The 23,322-nt window shown below is 47.0% G+C and carries 19 protein-coding genes; 3 read left to right on the top strand and 16 right to left on the bottom strand.

Annotated features, from left to right (window positions below):
* Window positions 1-587 precede the first annotated feature (587 nt).
* On the top strand, window positions 588-1,589 hold the full coding sequence (locus H6F52_RS21155) for a hypothetical protein (protein WP_190536660.1): 1,002 nt from the start codon (window positions 588-590) through the stop codon (window positions 1,587-1,589).
* Here H6F52_RS21155 and H6F52_RS21150 read toward each other — a convergent pair.
* From H6F52_RS21150 to H6F52_RS21085, 14 genes are all read right to left on the bottom strand, one after another.
* Entirely contained in the window at window positions 1,586-1,729 is a 144-nt protein-coding gene (locus H6F52_RS21150) for a hypothetical protein (RefSeq protein ID WP_190536659.1), read from the bottom strand. The two genes, H6F52_RS21155 and H6F52_RS21150, sit on opposite strands and share 4 nt — an antisense overlap.
* A 62-nt stretch (window positions 1,730-1,791) precedes the next feature.
* Window positions 1,792-2,667 (bottom strand): manganese catalase family protein, encoded by an 876-nt coding sequence (locus H6F52_RS21145; protein WP_190413075.1) that lies wholly within the window; start codon window positions 2,665-2,667, stop codon window positions 1,792-1,794.
* A gap of 342 nt (window positions 2,668-3,009) precedes the next feature.
* Complete coding sequence (locus H6F52_RS21140) at window positions 3,010-3,351, bottom strand: cupin domain-containing protein (RefSeq protein WP_190413074.1); 342 nt, start codon at window positions 3,349-3,351, stop codon at window positions 3,010-3,012.
* A 40-nt stretch (window positions 3,352-3,391) separates the two neighbouring features.
* The gene (locus H6F52_RS21135; protein ID WP_347276239.1) at window positions 3,392-4,549 is read right to left on the bottom strand and encodes an L-dopachrome tautomerase-related protein; all 1,158 of its coding nucleotides are present in this window, start codon (window positions 4,547-4,549) and stop codon (window positions 3,392-3,394) included.
* 239 nt (window positions 4,550-4,788) lie between these two features.
* Window positions 4,789-4,971 (bottom strand): hypothetical protein, encoded by a 183-nt coding sequence (locus H6F52_RS21130; protein WP_190413073.1) that lies wholly within the window; start codon window positions 4,969-4,971, stop codon window positions 4,789-4,791.
* Between the two features lie 9 nt (window positions 4,972-4,980).
* On the bottom strand, window positions 4,981-6,150 hold the full coding sequence (locus tag H6F52_RS21125) for a zinc-dependent alcohol dehydrogenase (protein ID WP_190413072.1): 1,170 nt from the start codon (window positions 6,148-6,150) through the stop codon (window positions 4,981-4,983).
* Window positions 6,151-6,397: 247 nt separating this feature from the next.
* Window positions 6,398-6,838 carry a hypothetical protein gene (locus H6F52_RS21120; protein ID WP_190413071.1) on the bottom strand — a complete coding sequence of 147 codons (441 nt, stop codon included), beginning with the start codon at window positions 6,836-6,838 and terminating at the stop codon, window positions 6,398-6,400.
* Between the two features lie 65 nt (window positions 6,839-6,903).
* Window positions 6,904-8,073 (bottom strand): zinc-dependent alcohol dehydrogenase, encoded by a 1,170-nt coding sequence (locus H6F52_RS21115; RefSeq protein WP_190525871.1) that lies wholly within the window; start codon window positions 8,071-8,073, stop codon window positions 6,904-6,906.
* A gap of 129 nt (window positions 8,074-8,202) precedes the next feature.
* Entirely contained in the window at window positions 8,203-8,607 is a 405-nt protein-coding gene (locus tag H6F52_RS21110) for a hypothetical protein (RefSeq protein WP_190536658.1), read from the bottom strand.
* Between the two features lie 89 nt (window positions 8,608-8,696).
* Window positions 8,697-9,401 (bottom strand): SRPBCC family protein, encoded by a 705-nt coding sequence (locus H6F52_RS21105; protein WP_190438610.1) that lies wholly within the window; start codon window positions 9,399-9,401, stop codon window positions 8,697-8,699.
* A gap of 60 nt (window positions 9,402-9,461) precedes the next feature.
* Window positions 9,462-10,337 (bottom strand): SDR family oxidoreductase, encoded by an 876-nt coding sequence (locus tag H6F52_RS21100; protein WP_190536657.1) that lies wholly within the window; start codon window positions 10,335-10,337, stop codon window positions 9,462-9,464.
* A 97-nt stretch (window positions 10,338-10,434) separates the two neighbouring features.
* Entirely contained in the window at window positions 10,435-11,535 is a 1,101-nt protein-coding gene (locus H6F52_RS21095; RefSeq protein WP_190413066.1) for a DJ-1/PfpI/YhbO family deglycase/protease, read from the bottom strand.
* Between the two features lie 95 nt (window positions 11,536-11,630).
* Window positions 11,631-12,038 (bottom strand): DUF2267 domain-containing protein, encoded by a 408-nt coding sequence (locus tag H6F52_RS21090; RefSeq protein WP_190536656.1) that lies wholly within the window; start codon window positions 12,036-12,038, stop codon window positions 11,631-11,633.
* A 239-nt stretch (window positions 12,039-12,277) separates the two neighbouring features.
* Window positions 12,278-12,535, bottom strand: coding sequence for a hypothetical protein (locus H6F52_RS21085; protein WP_190425293.1), 258 nt, complete (start codon window positions 12,533-12,535; stop codon window positions 12,278-12,280).
* A gap of 904 nt (window positions 12,536-13,439) precedes the next feature.
* Here H6F52_RS21085 and H6F52_RS21080 point away from each other — a divergent pair.
* Together H6F52_RS21080 and H6F52_RS21075 are read left to right on the top strand one after the other, a co-directional pair.
* Window positions 13,440-15,953 (top strand): PAS domain S-box protein, encoded by a 2,514-nt coding sequence (locus tag H6F52_RS21080; RefSeq protein ID WP_190536655.1) that lies wholly within the window; start codon window positions 13,440-13,442, stop codon window positions 15,951-15,953.
* 148 nt (window positions 15,954-16,101) lie between these two features.
* Entirely contained in the window at window positions 16,102-18,243 is a 2,142-nt protein-coding gene (locus H6F52_RS21075) for an EAL domain-containing protein (RefSeq protein WP_190438600.1), read from the top strand.
* Between the two features lie 57 nt (window positions 18,244-18,300).
* Here the strand turns inward: H6F52_RS21075 and H6F52_RS21070 are convergent, their stop codons facing one another.
* The gene (locus tag H6F52_RS21070) at window positions 18,301-21,888 is read right to left on the bottom strand and encodes an AAA-like domain-containing protein (protein ID WP_190536654.1); all 3,588 of its coding nucleotides are present in this window, start codon (window positions 21,886-21,888) and stop codon (window positions 18,301-18,303) included.
* Window positions 21,885-23,315 (bottom strand): AAA-like domain-containing protein, encoded by a 1,431-nt coding sequence (locus tag H6F52_RS21065; RefSeq protein WP_190536653.1) that lies wholly within the window; start codon window positions 23,313-23,315, stop codon window positions 21,885-21,887. The genes H6F52_RS21070 and H6F52_RS21065 overlap by 4 nt, the downstream gene beginning before the upstream one ends.
* Window positions 23,316-23,322: the final 7 nt, after the last annotated feature.

Below are 23,322 nucleotides of genomic sequence, written 5' to 3'. Positions count from 1 at the left end.
GTGTTTTCTTGTTCGTATGCTTTGACTACTTTTTCTCGAAAGTCGATGGAGTAAGGTTTCATTCTACCTGTTCATGCACTGACCTCAATGTACTCTATATACCTGCAATCTGCTGTAGCAGCCGTAGGTTGGCTCTGTGTGAGAGAAAAAACAAAGCAAACGTTTGCTGCATTTGGGTTACACGCACCTCAACCCAACCCATAGGGAATTTGTTAGTCAGCCGTTTCACCTCTCTTCTCCAAAAGAGGGATTCTTTTTTGGGCTTGCATACTAGCAAGTCTAGATCCAGCAGCTTGCCGTTAGTAACTTACAGCCTGCTCCTAATTATGAAGATTGTGTCAAGAATACTCCTGACTATTTTAAAGATTGTATAAACTTAATATTAAAAAATCTTCATCAGTGAAAATTCCTTGTATATTTACTTAGAAAACAAGTAGGGTGCATTGAAGAGGTTCAGTAACAATACGTTTATCGGAACAGCGATACCGTAAAATTTTAACCTCTAATAGAAGAAAAGTTACATGGGATACCAGGGAAAATGCTGAAACTTGTTACTTTTGCGAATAATTTATCTGTGTAACTTAATCATGGCGGCTAAAACACCAAAGGTTTGGTCATTCACCGAGAGGGCAACATTAGAATTTTGGGTAGAAGATCCACGACGGGGTGAACGACTCGAAGACATTCATCTTGATTCTGAGCAATGGTTCCAATGGCTAAATTTACCAAGTTCTAAGTCATTTAAATTTGAGCCAGTCGATCAACGTACATCTGATTTCATCGCTAGCAAAGAAACTAAAACCGATGGAGATTTTTGGTACGCCTACAAGAAAGTAAATGGCGAACTATATCACTGTTACATCGGGCTTAGCAAAGATTTAACGTTGGTGCGACTCAGAGAAATTGGGTTGCAATTGCTACAAACTGCGAAAAATGATAGTCCTTCCAGCCAGCAAAGTTATATACAAGAAGTCCATTTAAATTTGCCTGGTGAATCTCAGGAAGTACACCATCTGAAACAGGAAATTCAGCGGTTACAGGACGAACTAACAAACTCTCGCCTAGAGCTTGAGAAGAATCAAAGTATTTGCACTCAACAAGACGCTCCTAAAGAAGTTCATTTAACAACCTCGATTGAATCCCCAGAATTGGAGCATCTGAGACAGGAAAATCAGCGGTTACAAGATGAACTGGCAAATTCTCGCCTAGAGCTTGAGAAGAATCAAAGTATTTGCACTCAACAAAGCGCTCCCAAAGAAGTTCATTTGAAAATCTTGGTTGAATCCAAGGAATTAGAGCAGCTAAAACAGGAAAATCAAAGGCTACAGGATGAACTGGCGAACTCTCGCCAAACTTATCTAATAGCTTGTCAAGAACATAAGGAAGCGATTCAACAGCTACGCCATCAAAATCAGCGGCTCCAAACTGAGTGTGACCAGATGAATGAAGAGATCAAACAGCTCTATGCTAAATATGGCGACCTGAAACTGGAAAAGATAATCCGGCACCAGGACAGCGAAAGAGTGAAATCCCGGACGACTTTGCCAGAGCAGAAGGTGAGCCTGTCAAACACTGCGTACAGCTTTTAGATATGGTGGCGTAGAGAGCGATCGCTTGAGCGAAAAAAAGTAGGAAGCGATCGCTCTCCATCAAGTAGGGTGGCGTAGAGAGCGATCGCGTTACACACCTGCAAAAATACAGGTGTGTTGATACCTTGCTGCAATGGCATCGATTAGGTTTTGCTTGAGAATTAGCCAACACGCAGGCGAACTAATTCTCAGCAGTTATTTATTAGGTGTGTCGTGCCTTTTCAAAACCTGGGGTACCGTGCAACTTTGGTTCAGCAGGCGGAGGTGTCGGTTCTGGCCCTAACGGTTGCGGATTCTCTACATACTCAAACTCGCCTTTGCCGTCCATTGATTTGCCTTTCGCCCAACGTCCTTCAGCACTTTCAGTACCGTCAGAGTGATTCCAGAACTGATAGGCATACTCCCGCTTCTCCAATTCCAGCGGGAAGGAACTCGGAACCGGAGTGTCGTCCAGTCCGGAGTCTACGATATCCTCAATCGCTGCCAACCACTGGTTTTGGTGCATGGTGTCGCGGGCGATCATGAAACTCAAGGTATCTTTCACTCCTGGGTCGTCTGACATTTCATACATTCGCACCGCCTGCAAGCGACCTTGCGACTCGGCGTGGAGATTAGAGCGGAAATCTGCTAACAAATTACCGCTGGCGACGATAAAGCGACCGTTCCAGGGGTAGCCAACGCTGTCAGAGGGCGTCGCACCCAAGCCGGAGACAATGGCGTGCTGCGGGTTCATCGCTGCTGCCATAATCTCATTCCGCACGTTAGAACCGCCCATAACCGCGCCGACTAGCCGATCTGCGGCACCTTCCTCTTGGACTTTTAGAGGCGCTTTGTCCAGCAGATGGGCGATCATCGTGGCAAGCATCTCAACGTGACCGATTTCTTCGGTACCAATGTCCAGTAGCATATCGCGGTACTTAGCAGGCCCTCGACAGTTCCATCCCTGAAATAGGTACTGCATCATCACAGTCATCTCGCCAAAGGTACCGCCGATGAGTTCCTGAATCTTCATGGCGTAGACCGGATCGGGGTTTTGTGGCGGAGTGAAATACTGAAGTTGCTTTTTATGGTAAAACATTCAAAAACTCCGAATTCTTTTTACTATCAGAACAACAGAAAAATGGTGCAAATTGATATTTAGCAAATTGCTAAATATCGAAATTTCAATTGCAAAACTTATGCTCTCTACTCCTATAGGAAACTATTTAAATCAAGGTCTTGCCTCTTCCTGGAGAAGGACAGTTTTAAGTTTATTTTGGTAAATTTATTCTTGATTTATGTGCCTATTTAATGACGAATTACCAATTATTTTGTATCAAGTTCATTCTTAAAAGTTTGTGTTAATAAAAAAACCGTCTTCATCAAAAAGACGGTTTTTTTATTAGCAGTATTTAAGTATTTTTGCTTAATTCATGTCGGATTAAGCTTCGTCGCGCCCGTGAACTTGGGCGGGTGGAGAAGTTGCCTCAACTGCCGTGAAAGGCTCCAGAATTTTATAGGTGTGGGATGCACCTTTTGGTACAGTCCAAGAATTACCGGGTTCTAACAAAATACTTTGACCTTCCAGGTGCAATTCAGCGCGACCGTTGATGACATAACCAACCGTCTCATATTCTCGCGCAGTTGGTTCCTTTGGTTCGTTGGGTTGCTCGTTTTCCCAAAGGCGCATCGAGATGGTTTTGCCTGATGCGAGATACTTTTGACCCATTTCCCCTTTGGGGGAATTGGTAGAATCTACTTTCATCACAGTTGTATCTGTCATATGTGCTGCTTCCTTGTTCAGATATGTTGTTTAAATGCTCTTAGCGGAGCAAGATCGGATTCCCATCAATGCGGACTCGGAATAGACTGTAGGGCTTTTCTCTTAAATCTCTGCCGCCATGAAAATTTGGTTGGCGATGCAGTTGATTGGCAGTGAAATAGAGATAGCCGTCTGATGCCACAGAAAGCGTATCGGGCCACAAAACGCGAGGATCGTGAACGAGCGTTTCATACATTCCATCCGGTAGGCGGCGAAGAATGGAATTGTGTTCGTAGTTCGTCAGGTAAACGCGGTTTTCAGCATCTGATTCCAGTCCATCTGAAGCACCACTTTTATCGCCGAGATCCACCACGGTTGCTGCTACTTGCGACTCTGTTAATTGCTCGTTTGCTAAAGCATCAACGCTGACACTGTATAAACGGCGACCCGCCAGAGGGCAGTAAAATAAGCGATCGCCATTAGCACTAATCGCAATCCCGTCTGCACCTACTTTGATATAGCTGGGTGGTTGATTAGGCGATCGCATCATCAACGGTTGTCCTTCGACGCTGGGCAAAAAATTTGGTTCGGCTTTGGTGGAGGGGTGATTGTTCAGCCGTCGCCAGCTTTTGCCAGAAGCCAGGTCTACAACAATAATTGCATTTGGCCCAGAACTAGAAGAATCGGTGATGAATGCCATTCCAGCTTTGCCGCGCCGCAAGTCAAATCTGACATCGTTTAAGTAAGTCGTTGGCAGCGCTACATCCTGGGGAAATAGAATTGTTTTGATAATCCGATTTTGCTTTAGGTCAATCCCAATTAATTTTGGCCCCCCGTAGGAAGTGGGGGAAAATTGGGGACTCCCGGTATCTAAAATCCACAGGCGGTTTTGCGGATCGACGACGACACTTTGAACCGAAATCAACGATTCAGCTTGGTTGCTAGGATTTGGGCGGTTAATTTCGGCATTGGGATAAGCCACCGCCGTCCCGTTTTTTAACTCAGCAACGGTAAATTCTACATTGTCTCCCCAGCGAGGGAAATTCACGAAAATTCGACCGTCCTGAGACACGGTGACGCCAGTAAGCATCGGCCCATTAAAGGAGGCAACTGATTCAATGTTGCCAATCGTTTTCTCAGCAGGTTTCTCAGCAAGTTTCTGTGTGGGTTCTTGTGCGGATAGCGCCCGACCGGATGATGCAAAGGGAATTGTCACCACAAGGCTTAAAAGAATTGGAAGCGATCGCCAACCCAGTTTTCCCACGTCTCTCTCCAGATACTTCACGGTGTCAGCACTACTGACTGAATGCTTCGTCAACACTCCTGCAACGCCAACGTCCAGCCGTGACGTCCTAGCAGACTGCTGATACCCCCTCTTATATTAGATGGCATTCATGGTTTCAATTCACTGACGAGACGCAACCCATTGACATCTCGACCACAGAACTAACAAAACACCTATTTCTGTCCAAAAGATTGACTTTCAGCAGTAAGAATCTCGCCAGCTTCTAACTCTTGTTGGAAACGCTGGCGATTTTCTTCTGCCTCTTGTTCAAGTTTTTCAACCAAGTGATAAACTTCTGCAAGCAAATTATTAATCTTGACGGTGTTTTCACCCCGATCAGAGCGGTCAAGTTCCATAGTTTGACCTTATGGTTTTAGTACAACTTTGATGCAGTTGTCTTTTTTATTTTTGAAAATTTCGTAACCGTGTTTCGCCTCTTCTAAAGGCAAGCGGTGTGTGATGACGAAAGAGGGATCGATATCGCCATTTTGGATATGTTCCAACAACGGTTTCAAGTATCTATGGACGTGTGTTTGTCCCATCTTGAACGTCAAGCCTTTGTTGAAAGCAGCGCCCATTGGAATCTTGTCGAGGAATCCACCGTAAACACCCGCTAGCGATACATGACCACCCTTGCTACAAGCGACAATGACTTGCCGCAGGGCGGTGGGGCGATCGGTTTCCATTCGCACGGCTTGCTTGACTTTATCGTAAAAAGCATCCGGCCCGGTACCGTGTGCTTCCATGCCGACGGCATCCAGACAAGAATCTGGCCCGCGTCCGCCAGTCATCTCTTTGAGTGCTTCACCGACATCGAGTTCTTCATAGTTGAGAATTTCTGCCCCGCATTGTTCTTTAGCCATTTGTAAGCGTTCGGGAATGCGGTCGATAGCGATAACGCGATGGGCACCTAGCATGAAGGCACTTTTGATTGCGAACTGTCCGACTGGCCCGCAGCCCCAGACAGCTACAATATCACCCGGTTTAATGTTGCAATTTTCCGCTGCCATGTAGCCGGTCGGGAAAATATCCGTTAGGAACAGTACCTGATCGTCCGTCAATCCATCGGGAATTTTGAACAAACCGACATCGGCAAAAGGCACCCGCGCATACTCCGCTTGACCTCCAGCATAGCCGCCGAACAAGTGGGAGTAGCCGAAAAGTCCTGATGGCGAATGACCGTACATCTGTTCAGCCATCCAGCCGTTCGGGTTAGAGTTATCGCACAGCGACCACAAATCGCGGTTGCAGAATAGGCAGTTACCGCAGGCGATAGTGAAAGGGACAACGACGCGATCGCCTATTTTCACATTCTTAACGGCGCTGCCAAGTTCAACCACTTCCCCCATAAATTCATGACCGAGGATATCGCCCGCTTGCATTGTCGGGATGAAACCATCGTAAATATGCAAATCGGAGCCGCAAATCGCTGTTGACGTAATTTTGACGATGGCATCGCGCGGGTTAAGAATTTTTGGATCGGGTACATTATCTACCCGCACATCGTTGTTTCCATGCCAACAAACAGCTTTCATTAAATTTTTCTCCTTAAGTCATTCGTCATTATTTATGGGTTATTTCCGATTCATTATTAGTCATTATCAATTACTAAGAACAATTTACTAATGACTAATAACTACACATACACCCTAGGTAAATCTTTCTCTTTGCGAGTTCTCCTGGTTAAGGAGGTTAGGAGGAGCGAAATGTCAAGCAAATATTATCCGTTGTTCCACTATCCCCCCTCGTTAAGGGGGGACAATTTGCACGCTGGATTACAGATTATTTTGAGTAAGATGGGCTGCTCAGGTTATTCGCCGCGTCGTTGAAACCTTCCTGCGTCCCTTGAACTGTCTTACCAACTACATCATCAGCTTTATCTTGAATCTGATTGAAAAACTTTTTGGTACTTGGAGGCGTCGGCTCGTCAAGATTCAGCTTTTCCTTGACATTTTCAGCAGCATCCCCAATTTTATCCAATAAACTACTGCCTGTATCTTCAGTCTGGTCTTTTAGCGTTTCAGTCCTAGCATTGATTGAACCATTAGACCCTGGCACTTGGTAAGCGTTGGTTTCTGGTGTCAATGTGGTGTTATTCGCAAGGGCTTGTAGAGGAGTCCCGTAACCGAAAGCTTGCATCACCAAAAATGCAGCACTTACCAGAAACGCAGTAGCAATCTGGCGCAGACGAATACTTTGTAGAAAAGAAATTACTTGATTCATGAAAACACTCCAGTTTATTATTTGATGATTCGTAATCGGTTAATCTTTCTTCCCAATTACTGGCTTCAAGGTTTCAGCACAACTTTGATACACTTATCTTCTTTGTGCTTAAACATTTCGTAGCCATTCTTGGCTTCTGCTAGGGGTAACTGATGGGTGACGACGAAGGATGGATCGAGTTCGCCCTTCAAAACTTTGTCCAGCAACATCTGCATATACTTTTGCCCGTGCATTTGCCCCATCCTGAAGGTCAAGCCTTTGTTGAAAGCAGCACCAAAGGGCAGTTTATCCACAAAGCCACCGTAAACACCCATGATTGAGAGCGTGCCGCCTTTACGACAAGCGACCATCATTTGCCGCAGGACGTGGGGACGGTCTGTTTCCAGCCGGACTGCTTGCTTCGCTTTGTCGTAAACTCCTTCAACCCCCATGCCGTGCGCTTCTAATCCCACCGCGTCAATGCAGCAGTCGGGACCCCGTCCGCCAGTCATCTCTTTCAGCGCTTCGCCAGCATCAACTTCTTCGTAGTTAATCGTTTCCGCTTTTGCGTGTTCCCTCGCCATTTGGAGACGTTCGGGAAAACGGTCGATGCCGATCACTCTCTCGGCACCCAGCATATAGGCGCTAATCATGGCGAATTGTCCGACAGCGCCGCAACCCCAGACAGCGACAGTATCTCCTGGCTGAATATCGCATAACTCCGCGCCCATAAATCCGGTGGGAATGGCATCGGAGATAAACAATAATTTCTCGTCGGGAATTTCTGCGGGAACCTTGACGACACCCACATCCGCGAAGGGAACGCGGATATATTCGGCTTGCGCGCCTGCATAGCCGCCGAATAAGTGAGAGTAACCGTAAATTGCCGAAGTGACGTTACCGAAGAGCTTTTCTTCCATCCAAGCGTTCGGGTTGGAGTTGTCGCACAGCGACCACATATCATGGTTGCAATAGTGACAGTGACCGCATCCGATAGTGGAAGGAACGACAACGCGATCGCCTGGTTTTAAATTGGTTACTTTGCTACCAACTTCGACGATTTCTCCCATGAATTCGTGACCGATAATGTCACCCGGTTGCATCGTCGGAATGTAGCCGTCATAAATGTGCAAATCAGAGCCACAAATTGCCGTCGAAGTAATTTTGAGAATGGCGTCGCGCGGATTGAGAATTTTGGGATCGGGTACGGTTTCAACCCGCACATCGGTGGCACCGTACCAACATACTGCTTTCATTGATGTTGTTTATCCTTTTATTAATTACCCCGCCCTTGTGTATCCGCAGGACGGGGTTTCTCACATCCCTGTCTCAGGTAATGCAGTCAGTCGCTTAACTTCTCAACCCGAATTGAGCGAAAAGCCGAATTATCTAGGTGCCCGATTCTTAGTCTTGGCGACTCCCTGCTCATTTTTGTCTTGAACAATACTTGGGTCGCCCACGTCACCAGGTTGATCGTTATCAAATCTTTGGCGGACAATCACATCGGCAGTTTCGGGAATATTTTCTCCCAGCTTTTTGAGGTTCTTCAAGCCAGTATTGCCGATTCCATCTCTGTCCCCAACATGGTCTTCAGCCATGTCAATCGCTTTTTTGATCTGAGCGTTGCTGGTCTTATTAAAATCTAAATTGTCAGCAATCAGGGTTTGAGCTTGTGCTTGGAACGATGTGCTGTAGGTAAAAGTCGGAATTACTAAAAATGCGATCGCTGCTAGAACGACACTAGCCAAACGCAAACAAATTTTTTGCAAACGATTAATTCCTTGATTCATTTCAACCTCCGTTGTTCATTTTTGGTTTGAGGAAAACCTATTCTTCAGTTTTCTCTCTTCTTAACTAAGAATCCCACGAAATAAAATTCTTAACTTCTTCCAGAAGGTTGACCTTCTGTTGTCGCAATTTCACCCGCTTCCATAATCATTTTGAAACGGCGTAAATCATCGCCAACTTGTTGTTCTGGTTCTTCGCCAAAAAGTTTAGCGATCGCAGCACCGACAGCACCACCCGGCGGGTTATATTCAATGACGACTTTTACTTCCGTACCCCGATTCGCAGGCGCAGGTGAAAAGCGCACAAACCCTGCATTCTCAACGTCTGCTCCTTCCGTTGAAGCCCAAGCGATTAACTCGTTTTCTTTCTCGTTGATAATATCTGCATCCCATTCCACACTTGCACCCATTGGCGCATTGGCAACCCAGTGCGATCGCCGCTCGTTGACGACCGTTACCGATTTCAGATGCTTCATGAAATTAGGCAAGTTTTCAAAATTATGCCAAAAGCGATAAAGTTCATCTGCTGGTTTATTGATCGTGACGGTCTTTTCAACTTTGATGCTTTGGTTCATCCCTGCTTTTTCCTGTATGGTGTCTTGGATACCTTTTTCTGCGGTCGCACCGTGATAAATTAGACCACCACCCGCGATCGCCATTAACGCTCCCCGAAGAGATCGTTGCTTTAAACCCATCAGTACAAGTGCGCCGCCGCCTAGTAACGATCCCCAACGCTCCTTATCGCCGACATTGCTGGGTTCATTCTGACCGCTGGGGACGATATCTTTGGATGTCATGTTCTGTTTTCCTCAAACGGTAATTGATGATTTGCTGAGTAATATTAATTTCTTAGGCGCTTAACTAATCGTTTGGACTTGTTTGTGTTCTAGCCCTTCTCTGGCATGATCTAGACGCAGTTCTCCTTGCGGTTCAGCACGCAACGATTCTGGCGTCTGCTCGCCGATGGCTCCTTTCGCCACTGTGATGCCACCATCTGCCAGCCACAATGCCCCCGTGACGTAACTCGCTTCATCCGAAGCAATAAAGGCATAGACGTTTGCCATTTCCTCGGGCGTGCCGCGTCGAGCCATTGGAGTTGCATTAATCAGCATTTTCTCCATCTGAGCATCCATCGGCCCGGTTTCTTTGTGTGTCCAAGCGGTATCAATGGCACCAGGACAGACACAGTTAGCGCGAACACCATATTGCGCTTGCTCAACCGCCACACCTTTCATAAAGGAATGCATCCAGCCTTTAGTACCCCCGTAGGGAGTATTTCGCGCCAGTCCGTTAAAACCAGCCTCAGACCCGGCAGAGACAATGTTTCCGCGTGTTTTTTGGAGGTGCGGTAGAGCGTACTTGGTCATCAGGAAGGCGGAACGGATGTTCATCCGGATCGTCTGGTCAAAAACATCAATGGGGTAGTCTTGAGTCTCCGCGGTTACTAAAAAGACACCCGCATTATTCACCAAAATGTCCAGACGCCCGTAATAGTCAATAGCGGCTTGAACACAAGCTTTCGCGTGGGATTCTTCCGAGATATCCCCCGCGTAAGCGATCGCTTCAGCACCATAGTGCTGAATTGCTTGTGCGACTTCATCCAGCGGATCGCTAGGGAGTCCATTAACAACGACTTTGGCACCTTCTTTGGCGAATTTGTGCGCGATCGCTTCGCCGATTCCAGTCCCCGCACCCGTGATAATGGCAACTTTGCCTTCCAGTTTTCTACTCATGCTCATTCCGGACATCTCCTTGAGAAACGTTTTGAGTGTTGAACCGATTAGCAATTAAATAAGGTGAGCAATGCCCACCTTACTTGGCACTCAAAACTTACATCTTGACGGAAACACCAGTCGTCGGCTTCGCAGGCTTGACTTCCTGACCTGCCATCCGAGATTTATAAAGTGCCGCCAAACACTGTTCGTACTTCGACAAATCCACTTCAATCTCGGTGAGAATGGCGGTAGTAATCGGATCGGTAAATTTCATCCGCAAGTTGTTAATATCGACAACGCCGGTTTGCAAGTCGCCCATGCTGCGACGCAAAAGATCGGTGTCGTCACTGCCTTGCAGAGAAGCTTTGAACTTGGCATATTTATCAGCAGCTTGTGCCGGAATCGAGGGGCTTTCTCCCAGAGCATTCAGCCGTTCTTCCAGCATTTGAATGTGATGCTGCTTATTTTTGATCATGTCTTGCAGCATCGAGGTCAATTCTGCATCTGTGCTTTTCTCGGCATACTGCCCAAACGCTTCTTGCGAATAACGTTCGCCAGCCAGCGCCGTATTCAAACCTTTGGCAATATCGCCCTTGGTGGAACCGCCCCAAGAATCAGCCAGTTTCCACCATTCAGCGGTGATATCGCTTTCATGGGGTAATGCAGCTTCTTTGCCACCGTAACCGAGACGGCTGAGAATTGCAGTGGTAAAAATTGCCAAATCACCCGGTTGACGCGAGGTGATCAGGTTGCCGTCAACCACGACCGGCTCATCCACATAATGGGCACCGGCATTGATAATGTCTGTGCGGATAGAGAAGAAGCCCGTTGCTTGCTTACCTCTGAGCAAATCAGCTTCAATCAGAACTTGTGGCCCGTGGCAAACGGCAGCCACCAATTTTCCATGCTCGAATGCGTCTTTTACAAAGTTGACGGTGTTGGGGTTCGTCCGCATCATATCCGGAGCGATGCCGCCGGGGATAATGACTGCATCAAAATCGAGAGCCACGGCTTCTGTCGTGGTGCCATCCGGTTTCTGGGACAATTTGCCTTGTTTTCCGACATAATTCTCGTTCATCCGAGAACCGAGGACAACGACCTCCATTCCTGCCATCTGCAAGGCTTTATAAGGGACTTGAAATTCAGAATCTTCAACCCCATTTTCGATCAGGATGGCAACTCGCTTCTTGCTGCCGTTATTATTTTGCTGTGTCATGGAATCTCCTTTTTTATGAAAATTTTGCAAGGAAAAAAATTTTGAGCGATCGCGAGAAAAAGTAAAACTCCTTTGGAGTTTTACCTTTAAAATTCTTACGAACTGGGAACTTCACTCAATGAGGTTCCGGAAAGAAATAGCTCCGCGTCATCGTCTGAAAAATTAGCGCGGACATCTGCAAACTCACCAGGCGTTACGGCTTTTTGCAGCACTGCGAACACCGCTCGAACATGAGTTGCAGCATCGCTGGGATCGGTTCCCTCTTTTTCGCTGACGCGCTGGTAAAACTCTTGCAGCGAGAAAAATTGACCGTTTTCGCCCTCTCGCCCACGCAGACACTCTTGTAGTTGTGCTGGCAGTTGTGAAGCTAGGTCTTTTGCCTCGTCTCCAACGATGCGTTCTTTCAGTGTTTCCAGCGTGGCACGAGTGGCACGTTCTGCTTCCTGACGGTGGCTCAGTTGGGCAACGCTTTGAACCTGTTTAATGAACTGCTCGTATTTCACTATTGACCTCTTAAATCTTTCCAACTTTCACGCTTCGCTCTCTTAATGACTTGCCAAAGCGTTGAATCTTTCTAAAAAAAGTACGCTCCTTACTCCATGAAGTTCGCGCCGTAATTGCAAGATATTTTAATTTGCACGTTTTTTACTCGTGCAAACTAGGGAATTCGTGGCTGCTTCAACCACGAATTCTCTCAAGAATTTAAAGGGGGAAATTAAGTCTGAGGTAGCTTTTGCGATCGCTATCTAGCAACTGCCCCCTGCGGAGCAATCCGCTTGGCAAGCAATTCTTTCGCCCGTTCGGCGCGTTGAGATTCTTCTTCTTCTAGTTGCTGAAAGAACTCTACGAGTTCATCATCTCCAGCTTCCTCAGCATCCTGAATATAAATTTCGTAGGTACTGGCACCCTCTAGGGCATGGTATAGCACGCTGATCAGGTTGTAGTGTTCGTCTGCGGTTCCCGTGATGATCTCATCGTCATGATTGCCGTGATGCGTCATTTTCCCCTCCTTTTGCTTTCCCTAACAACTCAGCGCTAGAGTCTAAGTCTTGACTTTAAGCCTATGTATTCCCTCTAACGGTCTGCTTCGCTCCTAGGTGATATATCTATTTGTTTTTAATTCGCTCCAAAGTCATAGGTTTACTTACCAGTAAATCGCTATGCTGAAATTTAATCACCGTAATTTTTGCGGGGTGCGGACAATTTTAAATTGCGAATAGCGAGTCGTTATTTGCTTAAATGAGCGCACCCCTTTATTCTTATTTGAGATTCTTATTTGAGTTTGAGAATTTAGATAAATTTATCAGTTGGGTCTTTCGCCGAGAAGGCAATCTGAATCAGGCGCAGTCCTATGACCGAGCAACCCGATACAGAAGCTCAAGAGACTGCGAACAAAGATTTACCGTAGGAAATTACCGTATTTTCAGGCACTAGTGTCCACCTAGAACCTGCATTCAATGTCGGCGACAATCGCCGAATGCAAAATGAGATCGGGCAGAATAAATCACCCAACTAACCCAGTACTGACTTAACCCGGTACTGACTGGGGGCAATGTGGATGCCGCTTAAAGTGTAGATTCAGTCAGTGATAAAGCGGTGGCTGGAATCGCTGTCATCTGGATCGGGACTTGAGAGAAGTTTGTAAAACAGAAGATTTTAGAACAGCGCCACGGTCGTCGTTAGGAACTAGACCAATGTTTTTTAAAGATTATCTGGCGCATAGAGATTAATCTCTTCCGACCACCTCAGGTAGAAACTCAGACTAAATAGCACTGAAATTTGTATAATGCATCACACCGGAGAAATACGCCATTAGGTATATTAGAGAGAAGTTAAGATTCGTGTACGGTAAGAAACCGAGGCTTAATATTCGCTACTAATTACTTCTGAGAGCTGCAACTGCAATGGCAAGCCAGCAAGGCAAGGTAGGCAAGAAGTTTCACACTCTCGAGCGGCACGGGGAAGCAGGAGGGTTATGCGATCGCATCCTCGCAACCATGCCTGTGGGTCTTGTAATTGTGGATGCTCGTACCCCCAATCCTTCTATAGCCTATTGCAATCCGGCTTTTGAGAAGATAACGGGCTATGCTTCAGCAGAAGTCATCGGACGCAACTGCTTTTTTTTGCAAGGAATCGATACTGACCAGGATGCGATTGAGCAAATTCACCAAGCCTTCCAGTTAGGGCAAGAGTGCCAGGTAGTGTTAAAGAATTATCGCAAAGATGGCACGCCTTTTTGGAATGAGCTAATTGTTGCTCCTGTCTGGGACGCCACTGGTGAACTGACTCAGTTTCTGGTTTTTCATACAGATATTACCAAGCGCCAGCTCGCTGAACAACAGTCACAAGCGGCGTTACAACAAAGCGAAACCAGGCTGGGGCTTGCTCTGAATGCTGCCAGTATCGGAGTTTGGGAGTGGGAGAGGCAGACGGGTCAGCTAACCTGGTCGGCAAATGCGGAATCTTTATTAGGTTTCCCACCTGGTTCCTTTGGTAGCACTTATGAAGCTTATTTAAAGTGTATTCATCTGGAGGACTGCGATCGCGTGACGGAAGCGATAGCGCAGATTGTACAGGCATCCCGGACAGAAAACTTGGCAGGTCGTCTCTTCAGCCTCGAACATCGTCTCCTTTGCCCGGATGGTGCAGTTCGGTGGGTTGCCGTTACGGGTACCTTGTTTTGCAACCAAACCAATACACCGACACGGGTTACTGGGACGGTGATGGATATTACAGGTCGCAAACAGGTAGAAACGGCCTTGTGGCAGCAAGCGACTGGAGAACGGCTGCTCAGAACCATGAATCAGCGCATCCGCCAGTCTCTGAACCTGGAAGAAGTCCTGAAAACGGCTGTATCGCAAGTCCGGCAATTTCTCAACACCGACCGGGTAACGATCTACCGCTTCGATTCAGATGGGCGTGGAGTCGGGGCTGTTGAATCGGTCGGCACGGGTTGGACTAAGAGTTTAGGAACTCAGATCCACAGCAGATGTTTTGGGGAAAATCACCTGCCTCTTTACCAACAAGGCGAGGTTCAAGCGATTGAGAATATCGACACGGCGAATCTCAGCCAGTGCCAGATTGATTGGCTAGTGAAGTTTCAGGTAAAAGCCAATCTGGTCGTCCCGATTGTCCAAAACAAGACGGAGGTGAAAGGACTCTTCCTCAACCCTCATACCTCAACCAGCCCTCCTCCCCCATCCACTCCTCAGTCCTCAGTCCTCAGTCCTCAGTCCTCTTCCAACCCTCAATTATGGGGGCTGCTTGTTGCCCAAAACTGCACCGAAACCCGCCAATGGCAGGCATCGGAAGTAGAATTGCTCAAACAGCTTAGCGTGCAACTAGCGATCGCCATTCAGCAATCGACGCTATTCCAGCAACTGGAAGCCGAACTCGTCGAACGCAAGCAAGCGGAGGAAGCATTACAGAAATCAGAAGCACAATTAAGGAAAAAAACGACCAAACTTAAACAAGCGCTGCATCGGCTGCGGAAAACCCAAACCCAGTTGATCCAAAGCGAAAAAATGTCCAGTCTGGGGCAGTTAGTAGCGGGTGTCGCCCATGAAATTAATAACCCCGTCTCCTTCATTTATGGGAATTTGACCCCGGCTTTGCAGTATGCCCAAGATTTGTTGCATTTGTTAAACCTCTACCAGCAGCACTATCCTCAGCCAGCAGCGGAAATTCAAACAGAAGCCGAGGCAATAGATTGGGAGTTTTTGGTTGAGGATTTTCCAAGACTACTGGATTCGATGAAAATGGGGGCAGAACGCATCCGCCAGATTGTCCTGAGCTTGCGGAATTTCTCCCGCCATGACGAGAGCTTGAAAAAGCCGGTAGATTTGCATGAAGGGATCGACAGTACCCTGTTGATCTTGCAGCATCGATTGAAGCCGCAGGGAGGAAAACCAGGTATTCTGATTATCAAAGAATACGGCAACCTACCCCAGGTGGAGTGCTACGCAGGGCAGATCAATCAGGTCTTTATGAATCTGCTGAGCAACGCCATTGATGCCCTGGAAGAAGGAATCACTCGTGAGTCGTGGGTGATGAGTCATGGAGAAGAAAGTAGCGATCGCCAATTCCCGATCGCCAATTCCCCTTTACCGACAATTCGGATTTGCACAACAGCGAACAACCAAAATCAAGTAATTATCCGGATTGTAGATAATGGTTGCGGCATTCCAGAAGCAGCCCAAAAACGAATCTTTGACCCCTTTTTTACGACTAAACCTGTAGGAGAAGGGACTGGGCTGGGACTGTCCATTAGCTACCAAGTGGTGGTGGAGCGTCACGGAGGTCAACTAAAGTGTCTGTCAACGCCCGGACAAGGGACAGAATTTGTTCTAGAAATTCCGCTTCAGCAGTCTACCGCCTCTGCAACCCCACTCCCGATGGCTCCCTCCCAGGTTGCGTAATCAGTAGTTAGGTATACGCTGATGAGTGGCAGACGATCCCAAGAGGGAAATCTTAAGAAATAATAAAGAATTATCAGGAAATCCTAGCCGGAAAAATATGGAGCCGATGGAGCTGAAACCAATATCCCAGTCCCACAGGATAAGGACGATGCGATGCGAAAGGATCGACACTGCTAGGAACGGTGACGGTTCTAGTCTGGGTATATTGCCACAGCATTGCCTCAGTTCCTTGGGATTAGGTAATGAACAGCTGCTACGCGCCAGTGTTGGAAATGCACCAATTATTTTGTATGCCCTAGATAGCAATGGCATTTTTACGCTTTCTGAGGGCAAGGGACTGGAGGCTCTCGGACTGAAAGCCGGTGAGGTAATCGGGCAGTCGATTTTTGACCTTTACAAAGACCGGCCTGAAATCTTAGCGAATATTCGCAACGTTTTAGCTGGAAAAGAAGTAACCTGGATTGTCCAGATAGGCAATGTGGTGTACGAAAACCGCACCACCCCGCTGCAAAATCAAACAGGTCAAGTGGTTGGTCTAGTGGGTGTGGCGATTGACATTACGGAACGCCAGCGCACAGAGGAAAGGTTACGGCAACTGGCGGCGGCGGTTGAATTTGCGGAAGATGCGATCGCGATTACTTCGACTCACTTAACTTTTCCCGGCCCAGAAATCATCTTTGTCAATCGCGCGTTTACGAGAATGACCGGCTACACCCCAGAGGAAGTCATTGGTGAATCACCGAGGATCTTGCAAGGGCCCAAAACCGATCGGACTCTCCTCGACCGACTGCGACAAACTCTGTCCGAAGGGAAAGTATTTTATGGCGAAGCGATTAACTATCGCAAAGATGGCACGGAGTTTTACAACGAGTGGCACATCGAACCCATCAAAAATGAACAAGATGAGACGACTCATTACCTAGCAATTCAACGCGATATCACTCAGCGCAAGCAAGTAGAGTCGCAATTATTCCATGCAGCCTATCACGATGCTTTGACAGGCTTGCCCAACCGAGCACTTTTTATGGATCGGTTGCGACAAACCCTGGAACGGGCGAATCAATGCCAGGACTATTTATTTGCTGTGCTGTTTTTGGATGTCGATCGATTTAAGGTGATTAACGATAGCCTGGGACACCTAGCGGGAGATCAATTGCTGGTAGCGATCGCTAAAATTCTACAGGCATCGGTGCGCCCAGAAGATACGGTGGCACGGTTGAGTGGAGACGAGTTTGCCATCGTCCTAGCAGATTTACCAGACCTGAGCCAAGTCACCCGCATTGCCAATCGATTGCAAAGGCAACTGCGAAAACCATTGCAGATTGAGGGGCAAGAAGTATTCAGCACTGTCAGTATTGGCATTGCTTTGAGTATGCTGGGCTATGACCAGGCAGAAGACATCCTGCGCGATGCCGACATTGCCATGTATCGAGCAAAGGCACTAGGGAGGGCGCGGTATGCGGTGTTTAACAAGACCATGCACCACCAAGCAGTTGCCCGATTGCAGATGGAAACGGATCTGCGACACGTTCTGGAACGCCAGGAGTTACGGCTGCACTATCAGCCGATAGTATCGCTGGCAACCGGTCAAATTTCTGGCTTCGAGGCGCTGGTGCGCTGGCAGCATCCCACACGCGGCTTAGTTTCCCCAGCGGAGTTTATCCCCGTGGCGGAAGAAACGGGACTGATTCTGCCGATGGGTGAGTGGGTGCTGCGCGAGGCTTGCAGTCAGTTGCAACGCTGGCATTCGGCATTTCCAAACCACCGGGGACTGACAATGAGCGTCAATTTGTCGGGCAGGCAGTTTTTGCAACCCGATTTAATTGAAAAGATCGACCAGATTTTGCACAAAACCGAGTGCGATCCCTACAGTTTAAAGCTAGAGATTACCGAAAGCGCGATCGCAGACAATGAAGATGCGATCGCGATGCTGGAATATTTGAGAGTTTTGGGTGTTGAGCTATCGATTGATGACTTCGGTACTGGCTATTCTTCTTTAAGCCGGTTGTATCATTTTCCGATCAATACCTTGAAGATTGACCGTTCTTTTGTTAGCCGCATGGGCATCGGTGGCGAAAGTTTACCCATTGTCCGAGCGATTGTGACGCTAGCTAATAATTTGGGAATGGATGTCACCGCCGAAGGCATCGAAACGATTCAACAGATGAAACAACTCCAGACGATGGGATGCGAATCCGGACAAGGATATTTATTTTCTAAGCCAGTCGATAGCATGGCAGCCGAGACATTAATCGCCGCATCGTCGTGCTACAACCTTAGCCCAATTTGAGTAATTGTCCTCAAATTTTGCAGGTAGAACGGATTTATGGTGAATATCTAATGTAAATCAGGATTGAATTCCATCGCAAAGATGGCGATCGCTTTCCTCTACTTCTGCATTCGTCCGCAGATAATCCCGCACCCAATTGCAACCATACTGGAGGAAATCGAGCTGGAAAATTCGCTCTAAATTCCATAAAATTGCGGTTCTATCCTGACTTGCTGAGGCGATTAACTTCCCATCAGAGCTAAAGGCAACTCCAAATACCCCATCGCTATGTCCCTTTAAGGTTTCAATTTCTTTACCGTCGTACCCCCAAACTTTGACTGTGCCGTCGAAACTGGCTGAGGCTAAAGTCTTACCATCAGGGCTAAATGCAACTCCGAACACCCCATTTTTGTGTCCTTTCAAGGCTCTGATCTCGGTACCGTCACGCTGCCAAAGTCTCACCATGCTGTCCATACCTGCTGAAGCGAGGGTTTTGCCATCAGGGCTAAATGCCACTCCAGCCACCTGACGGCGATGGCTTTTTAACGTGTGTAGAAGCCTGTAGCTGGGCTTTTCAGATGCGATGGCATTATCCCACTGCCAAAGTTTGACTGTGCCGTCCACGCTAGCTGAGGCAATAAGCTGTCCGTCAGGGCTAAATGCTACTCCGTTAATGTGGTCGGTATGCCCTTTGAGAGTTGCCAATTGAGTGCCGTTAATCCTCCAGACTTTGACGGTTCTGTCCTCACCCGCCGAGGCAAGTGACTGTCCATCTGGATGGAAATCAACGGCGAAGACTCTGCCTTGATGTCCAGTAAACGTGTGGAGTAAGGTTCCATCTCGTCGCCACAACCGAACAGTGCTGTCATAACCGCCTGTAGCAATGGTGTCTCCATTCGGGCTGAAATCTATTCCGAAAAGTTTATCGGCTTGTTTGGGAAACGTGCGAATTAAGCTACCATCAAGCCGCCAAAGTTTAACAGTCTGATCGCGACTGGCGGTGGCAATTGTCTTTCCATCAGGACTAAATTTTATAGTGTAAATCGAGGCTTGGTGTCCGTTGAGAGTCTGGAGCAAACTGTCATCAAGCTTCCAGAGCGCGATTGGGCCATCCCAACTGGCTGAGGCGAGGATTTGTCCGTCAGGACTCCACGCCACTCCAGAAACGACATCCTTGGCGGCTGGCAGGGTTTTTACGAGAGTCCCGTCAAGGTTCCAAAGTTTGACTGTTCTATCAAGACTTGCCGAGGCGATTAAACGACCTTGAGGGTTAAAAGCGATTTTGCCTACTGCATCGCTGTGTCCAGTTAGGGTTTGGACTAAAGTTCCATCAAGGTGCCAAAGTTTGACTGTTTTATCCCAACTCGCCGAGGCAATAAGATTTCCTTGGGGGCTGTTGGCGTAGCCTGCGCTTGGCGCATAGGCAACGTGCTTAACTCTATCGGTATGTCCGGTGAGGGTTCTCAGCAGTTGACCGTCTGTACTCCAGAGTTTGATGGTTTTATCGTGAGAAGCAGATGCAACGATCTGACTGTCAGGGCTAAAGGCAACGCTGGCAACTTCATCCGTATGCCCGGTGAGAGTTCTCAGCAGTTTGCCGTCTGTACTCCAGAGTTTAATTGTTTTATCTTTAGAAGCAGATGCAATGGTCTGACCGTTAGGAGCGATCGCGACTTCTGCAACGTCTTTGGTATGTCCTTTTAAGGTCTGCCACAAGGTATAAATCGGCTTTCCGTCTGGTGAATTTGTCCTGTTTTTGCGCCAAAGTTTAATGGTGTTATCCCCAGAACCAGTAGCAATTAGATTCCCTTTGGGGCTAAATACGACACTCCAAACCGTATTGTTGTGACCTTGAAGCGTTCCCAGTTTTGTACCGTCTTTTTTCCAAAGATCGATGCTTTTGTCCGCAGAAGCTGAGGCAATGAGTTCGCCATCAGGGCTGAACGTTACATCATTAACCACATTGTCATGCCCGGATAACTGGTTATAGTCAACCGCTCCATAAACAGCCTGATGGAGAGCCTCCTTCACTGAGTGCTGAATATCTGCATCTGCAACATTCAACTTGTCTAATCGTCGCTGTGCTGCGATCGCTTGTACGAGTGCATCTAACTTTTGATTTGAGGCGAATAGTGCTTCGGAAGATTTAGCGATCGCTTTGATCTCGCTTACAGCCGTTTGCCGATACTGAACATAAACCGCTAGCCCCAATGCACAGGCTAAAATTAATACAATACTTACGACAAAAAGCAAAAACCTTTGTCGCTTAGAACTTTTTTTCTCTAGTGCTAATCTTTTTTGTTCCTCCGCCAGTCGCGCTTCCACTTCTTTCAGCCGTTCTGCTTCTAGAGTTTGCTGCATTTCCAACCTATCCAATTCGCCAGAAGCGGCTAAAAATTGATAGTCCAAATCGCTCAAGCTTTTACCTTGTGCCCATATTTGAGCGTCTTTCAGCGCTTGTCCGCGCAACAGCCGCGATGCATCCTTTTGCTTTGAAACAATCCAAGCATCAAAAAGTTGAGAGTAAGGGCGCAGTTCCTTTAATTGCTTGTCTACCCATTCGAGATTAAATACTTCTTCATAGATTCGATTTTTTATCTTTAAATAACCCTGAGCTTTTACCACTAAGCCTGATAACAACAGTTCTATTTGCTCTCGGCTGTCATCGGTTGGTACTTCCACACCTTGTAGGATTTGCTGGTAAATTCCCAAAAATCTGCCAGTGCGTTCCTCGTTGCGAAGGATGCGATCGCGTATTGTCTTTAAATGCTCTGGTTCATCTTGGCTTTCCCATTTATGAATGATGCGTGTCTTCACCAAGTTTTCTACCCAAAACGCCTCATTTCCTGGTGGAATGGTCAGAACGCTGTTCATCGTCTCAGACTCGCTCAATCGCGTGTCAACAAGATTCCCTACCAAGTTACACAACTTTTGAGTGAGAAAGGGTTGCCCTCCACTCCAGGCTAATATTTCTTTTAAAACGGTTTGTGAGTTTCCTTCTTTTACCTCTAATCCTTTCACTAATGGCTGAGCTTCGTGCAGTTGAATGCCAGTTAGTTCTATCGCTTTCCCAATATTAAAGGGGGTTCGGTTTCTATCAACAATGAGATCGCTTGGGGTTGCTACACCAAAAATTGCAAAAGTAATCCGTCTGTATTCTGGATTGATGGCTCGTTGGTTGTAGCAGAACCGAATCCAGGCAAAGAAGTCATCGACCGGAAAATCCAAACTTAAAATGCTATCAACTTCATCAATAAAGATAAATAGTCTTTCATTCGGAAATTGAACCAATAACAAATCGGCAAGAAATCGGCTCAACCTTTGGAGCAGGGAGATATCTTCTTGCTCTCGCCACCAGGCTTTCAAATTAAGTTTTTCTAACAAGTTAAAACCTGACCACAGATCGGCAACAATTCCCTTGTACCACTGAGTCGGCGTAATATTTTCACTGCCGATATTAGTCATATCCACAGCAGTGCATTTAAACCCTTCTTGTTGCAAGCGATGGCGAGTTCTCACCAGCAGAGAAGATTTGCCCATTTGTCGGGAGTTGAGAACGTAGCAAAACTCACCCTGTTTTAATGCTTCATAGAGTTGGGAGTCTGCAATTCGTTGTACATAGCTGGGAGCTTCGCTGGTTAGACTGCCACCGACTTGGTATTTCATCGCTCAGTATTCTTGGAGTGGCATTGGCATTCTTTTTTCTCTCCTAGCTGCGAGCGAAAATAGAGACGATATAGCTGGCAGCTGGGACTTGCTCGATTTCCATCCATTTGAATCAATCCCATACTTTCCAACTTATAGGCTGCGATCGCTTCTAATTGTACGCTCTCATCAGCAGTAACAACTTGTTGCAAAGCCGATGCTAATTGTGGTTCATCTTGGAGCATCACCAAATGACTCCGTAGATGGTCGCTATAAATCCCAGCAGGTGTAGGAGCCACTTGCAATAACTCCTCTAATGTCATCGCTCCTCGACGCAGGTGATAAAGCGCTACGCTTACCAAATAGGGATGTCCACCCACCATTGCCATTAGTAGAGATGTGTAATCATTGCCGCAGGAAGTGCCATTTTGTGTCTCTATTTTATCGCTCCAATCAAGTCCATAGCGCTGTGCCAAATCCTGCACCTGTTTGCTAGAAAACTGGGGCAAACCAATGGATATCCCAACATTGAAGGGGGATTGATTCAGCTTTAGCGGAATATAAATTTCTGTACTATGAACAACCAAAAGTCTGAGCTTTTGCCAAACTTCCACTGCTCGTGCTTGTTCGTGCCAAAATCGCAGCATTGGGAGAAAATCTAAGGCGATTTCGGGATGCTCAAAAACCCGATTAACTTCATTCAAAGCCAACACCAGAGGACTGTTAACTTGCTTGAACAGATAACCCTCAAAATAGATTTTGCAGCTAACTTTACTGCCCATATCCTCATCCCAAAACTCATCCATTAGGGGATTGAGATTCAACTGTCTGCTGACATTGGCACAGAACCAGCGTAGGAATTTATCGAGGGAGGCAAAAACTGCTTCGTCGGCTTCCTGAAAATCTAAAGAGACAGTTTTGTAACCAACATCTGTAGCGCGAGCCAGAATCCGAATAAGTAGGGAACTTTTCCCCATTTGCTTGGGTGCTTTAATGCGGAGCAGACATCCAGGTTGGGTAATCTCAGTGTAGGCGAGTTCTTCAATCGGGGGACGATTGATGTAGAGAGGAGAATCTAGCAGTACAGGACCCCCAGGAAATTTTTGCTCAGTCTCTGTTTCTGAAGCTGAAAAATTATCTTCTACTTCTGTGTCTGTTTGCACCTCTTGCGCTCTATTTTGCTGTTCACCTGTCCGGTTTTGCTGGTGCAGGTTAACGAGTAAATGCAAATTTTTTTTCGTCACTCTCTGGTTGAGTGCTGCGGAGAGAGCCTGCCACAAGTGGGAACCAACTTCTTTGAGGTAGGGGATACTGTAAGCAGAATCCCGTGCCATTTCACGATAATCGTCTCCTAACCAAGAGCGATGCAGGATTAATCTCTCAACGGGACTGAGTTGTCGAGAAAGCAGAACTTTTTCTACGGCTTCCAGAACTTCATCTACATTCATACGATGA

Origin of the sequence: Coleofasciculus sp. FACHB-542 (assembly GCF_014695825.1) — a bacterium.
In the GTDB taxonomy this organism is placed as follows: Bacteria; Cyanobacteriota; Cyanobacteriia; order Cyanobacteriales; family FACHB-T130; genus FACHB-T130.
This window is presented reverse-complemented; position numbering and strand designations above follow the sequence as displayed.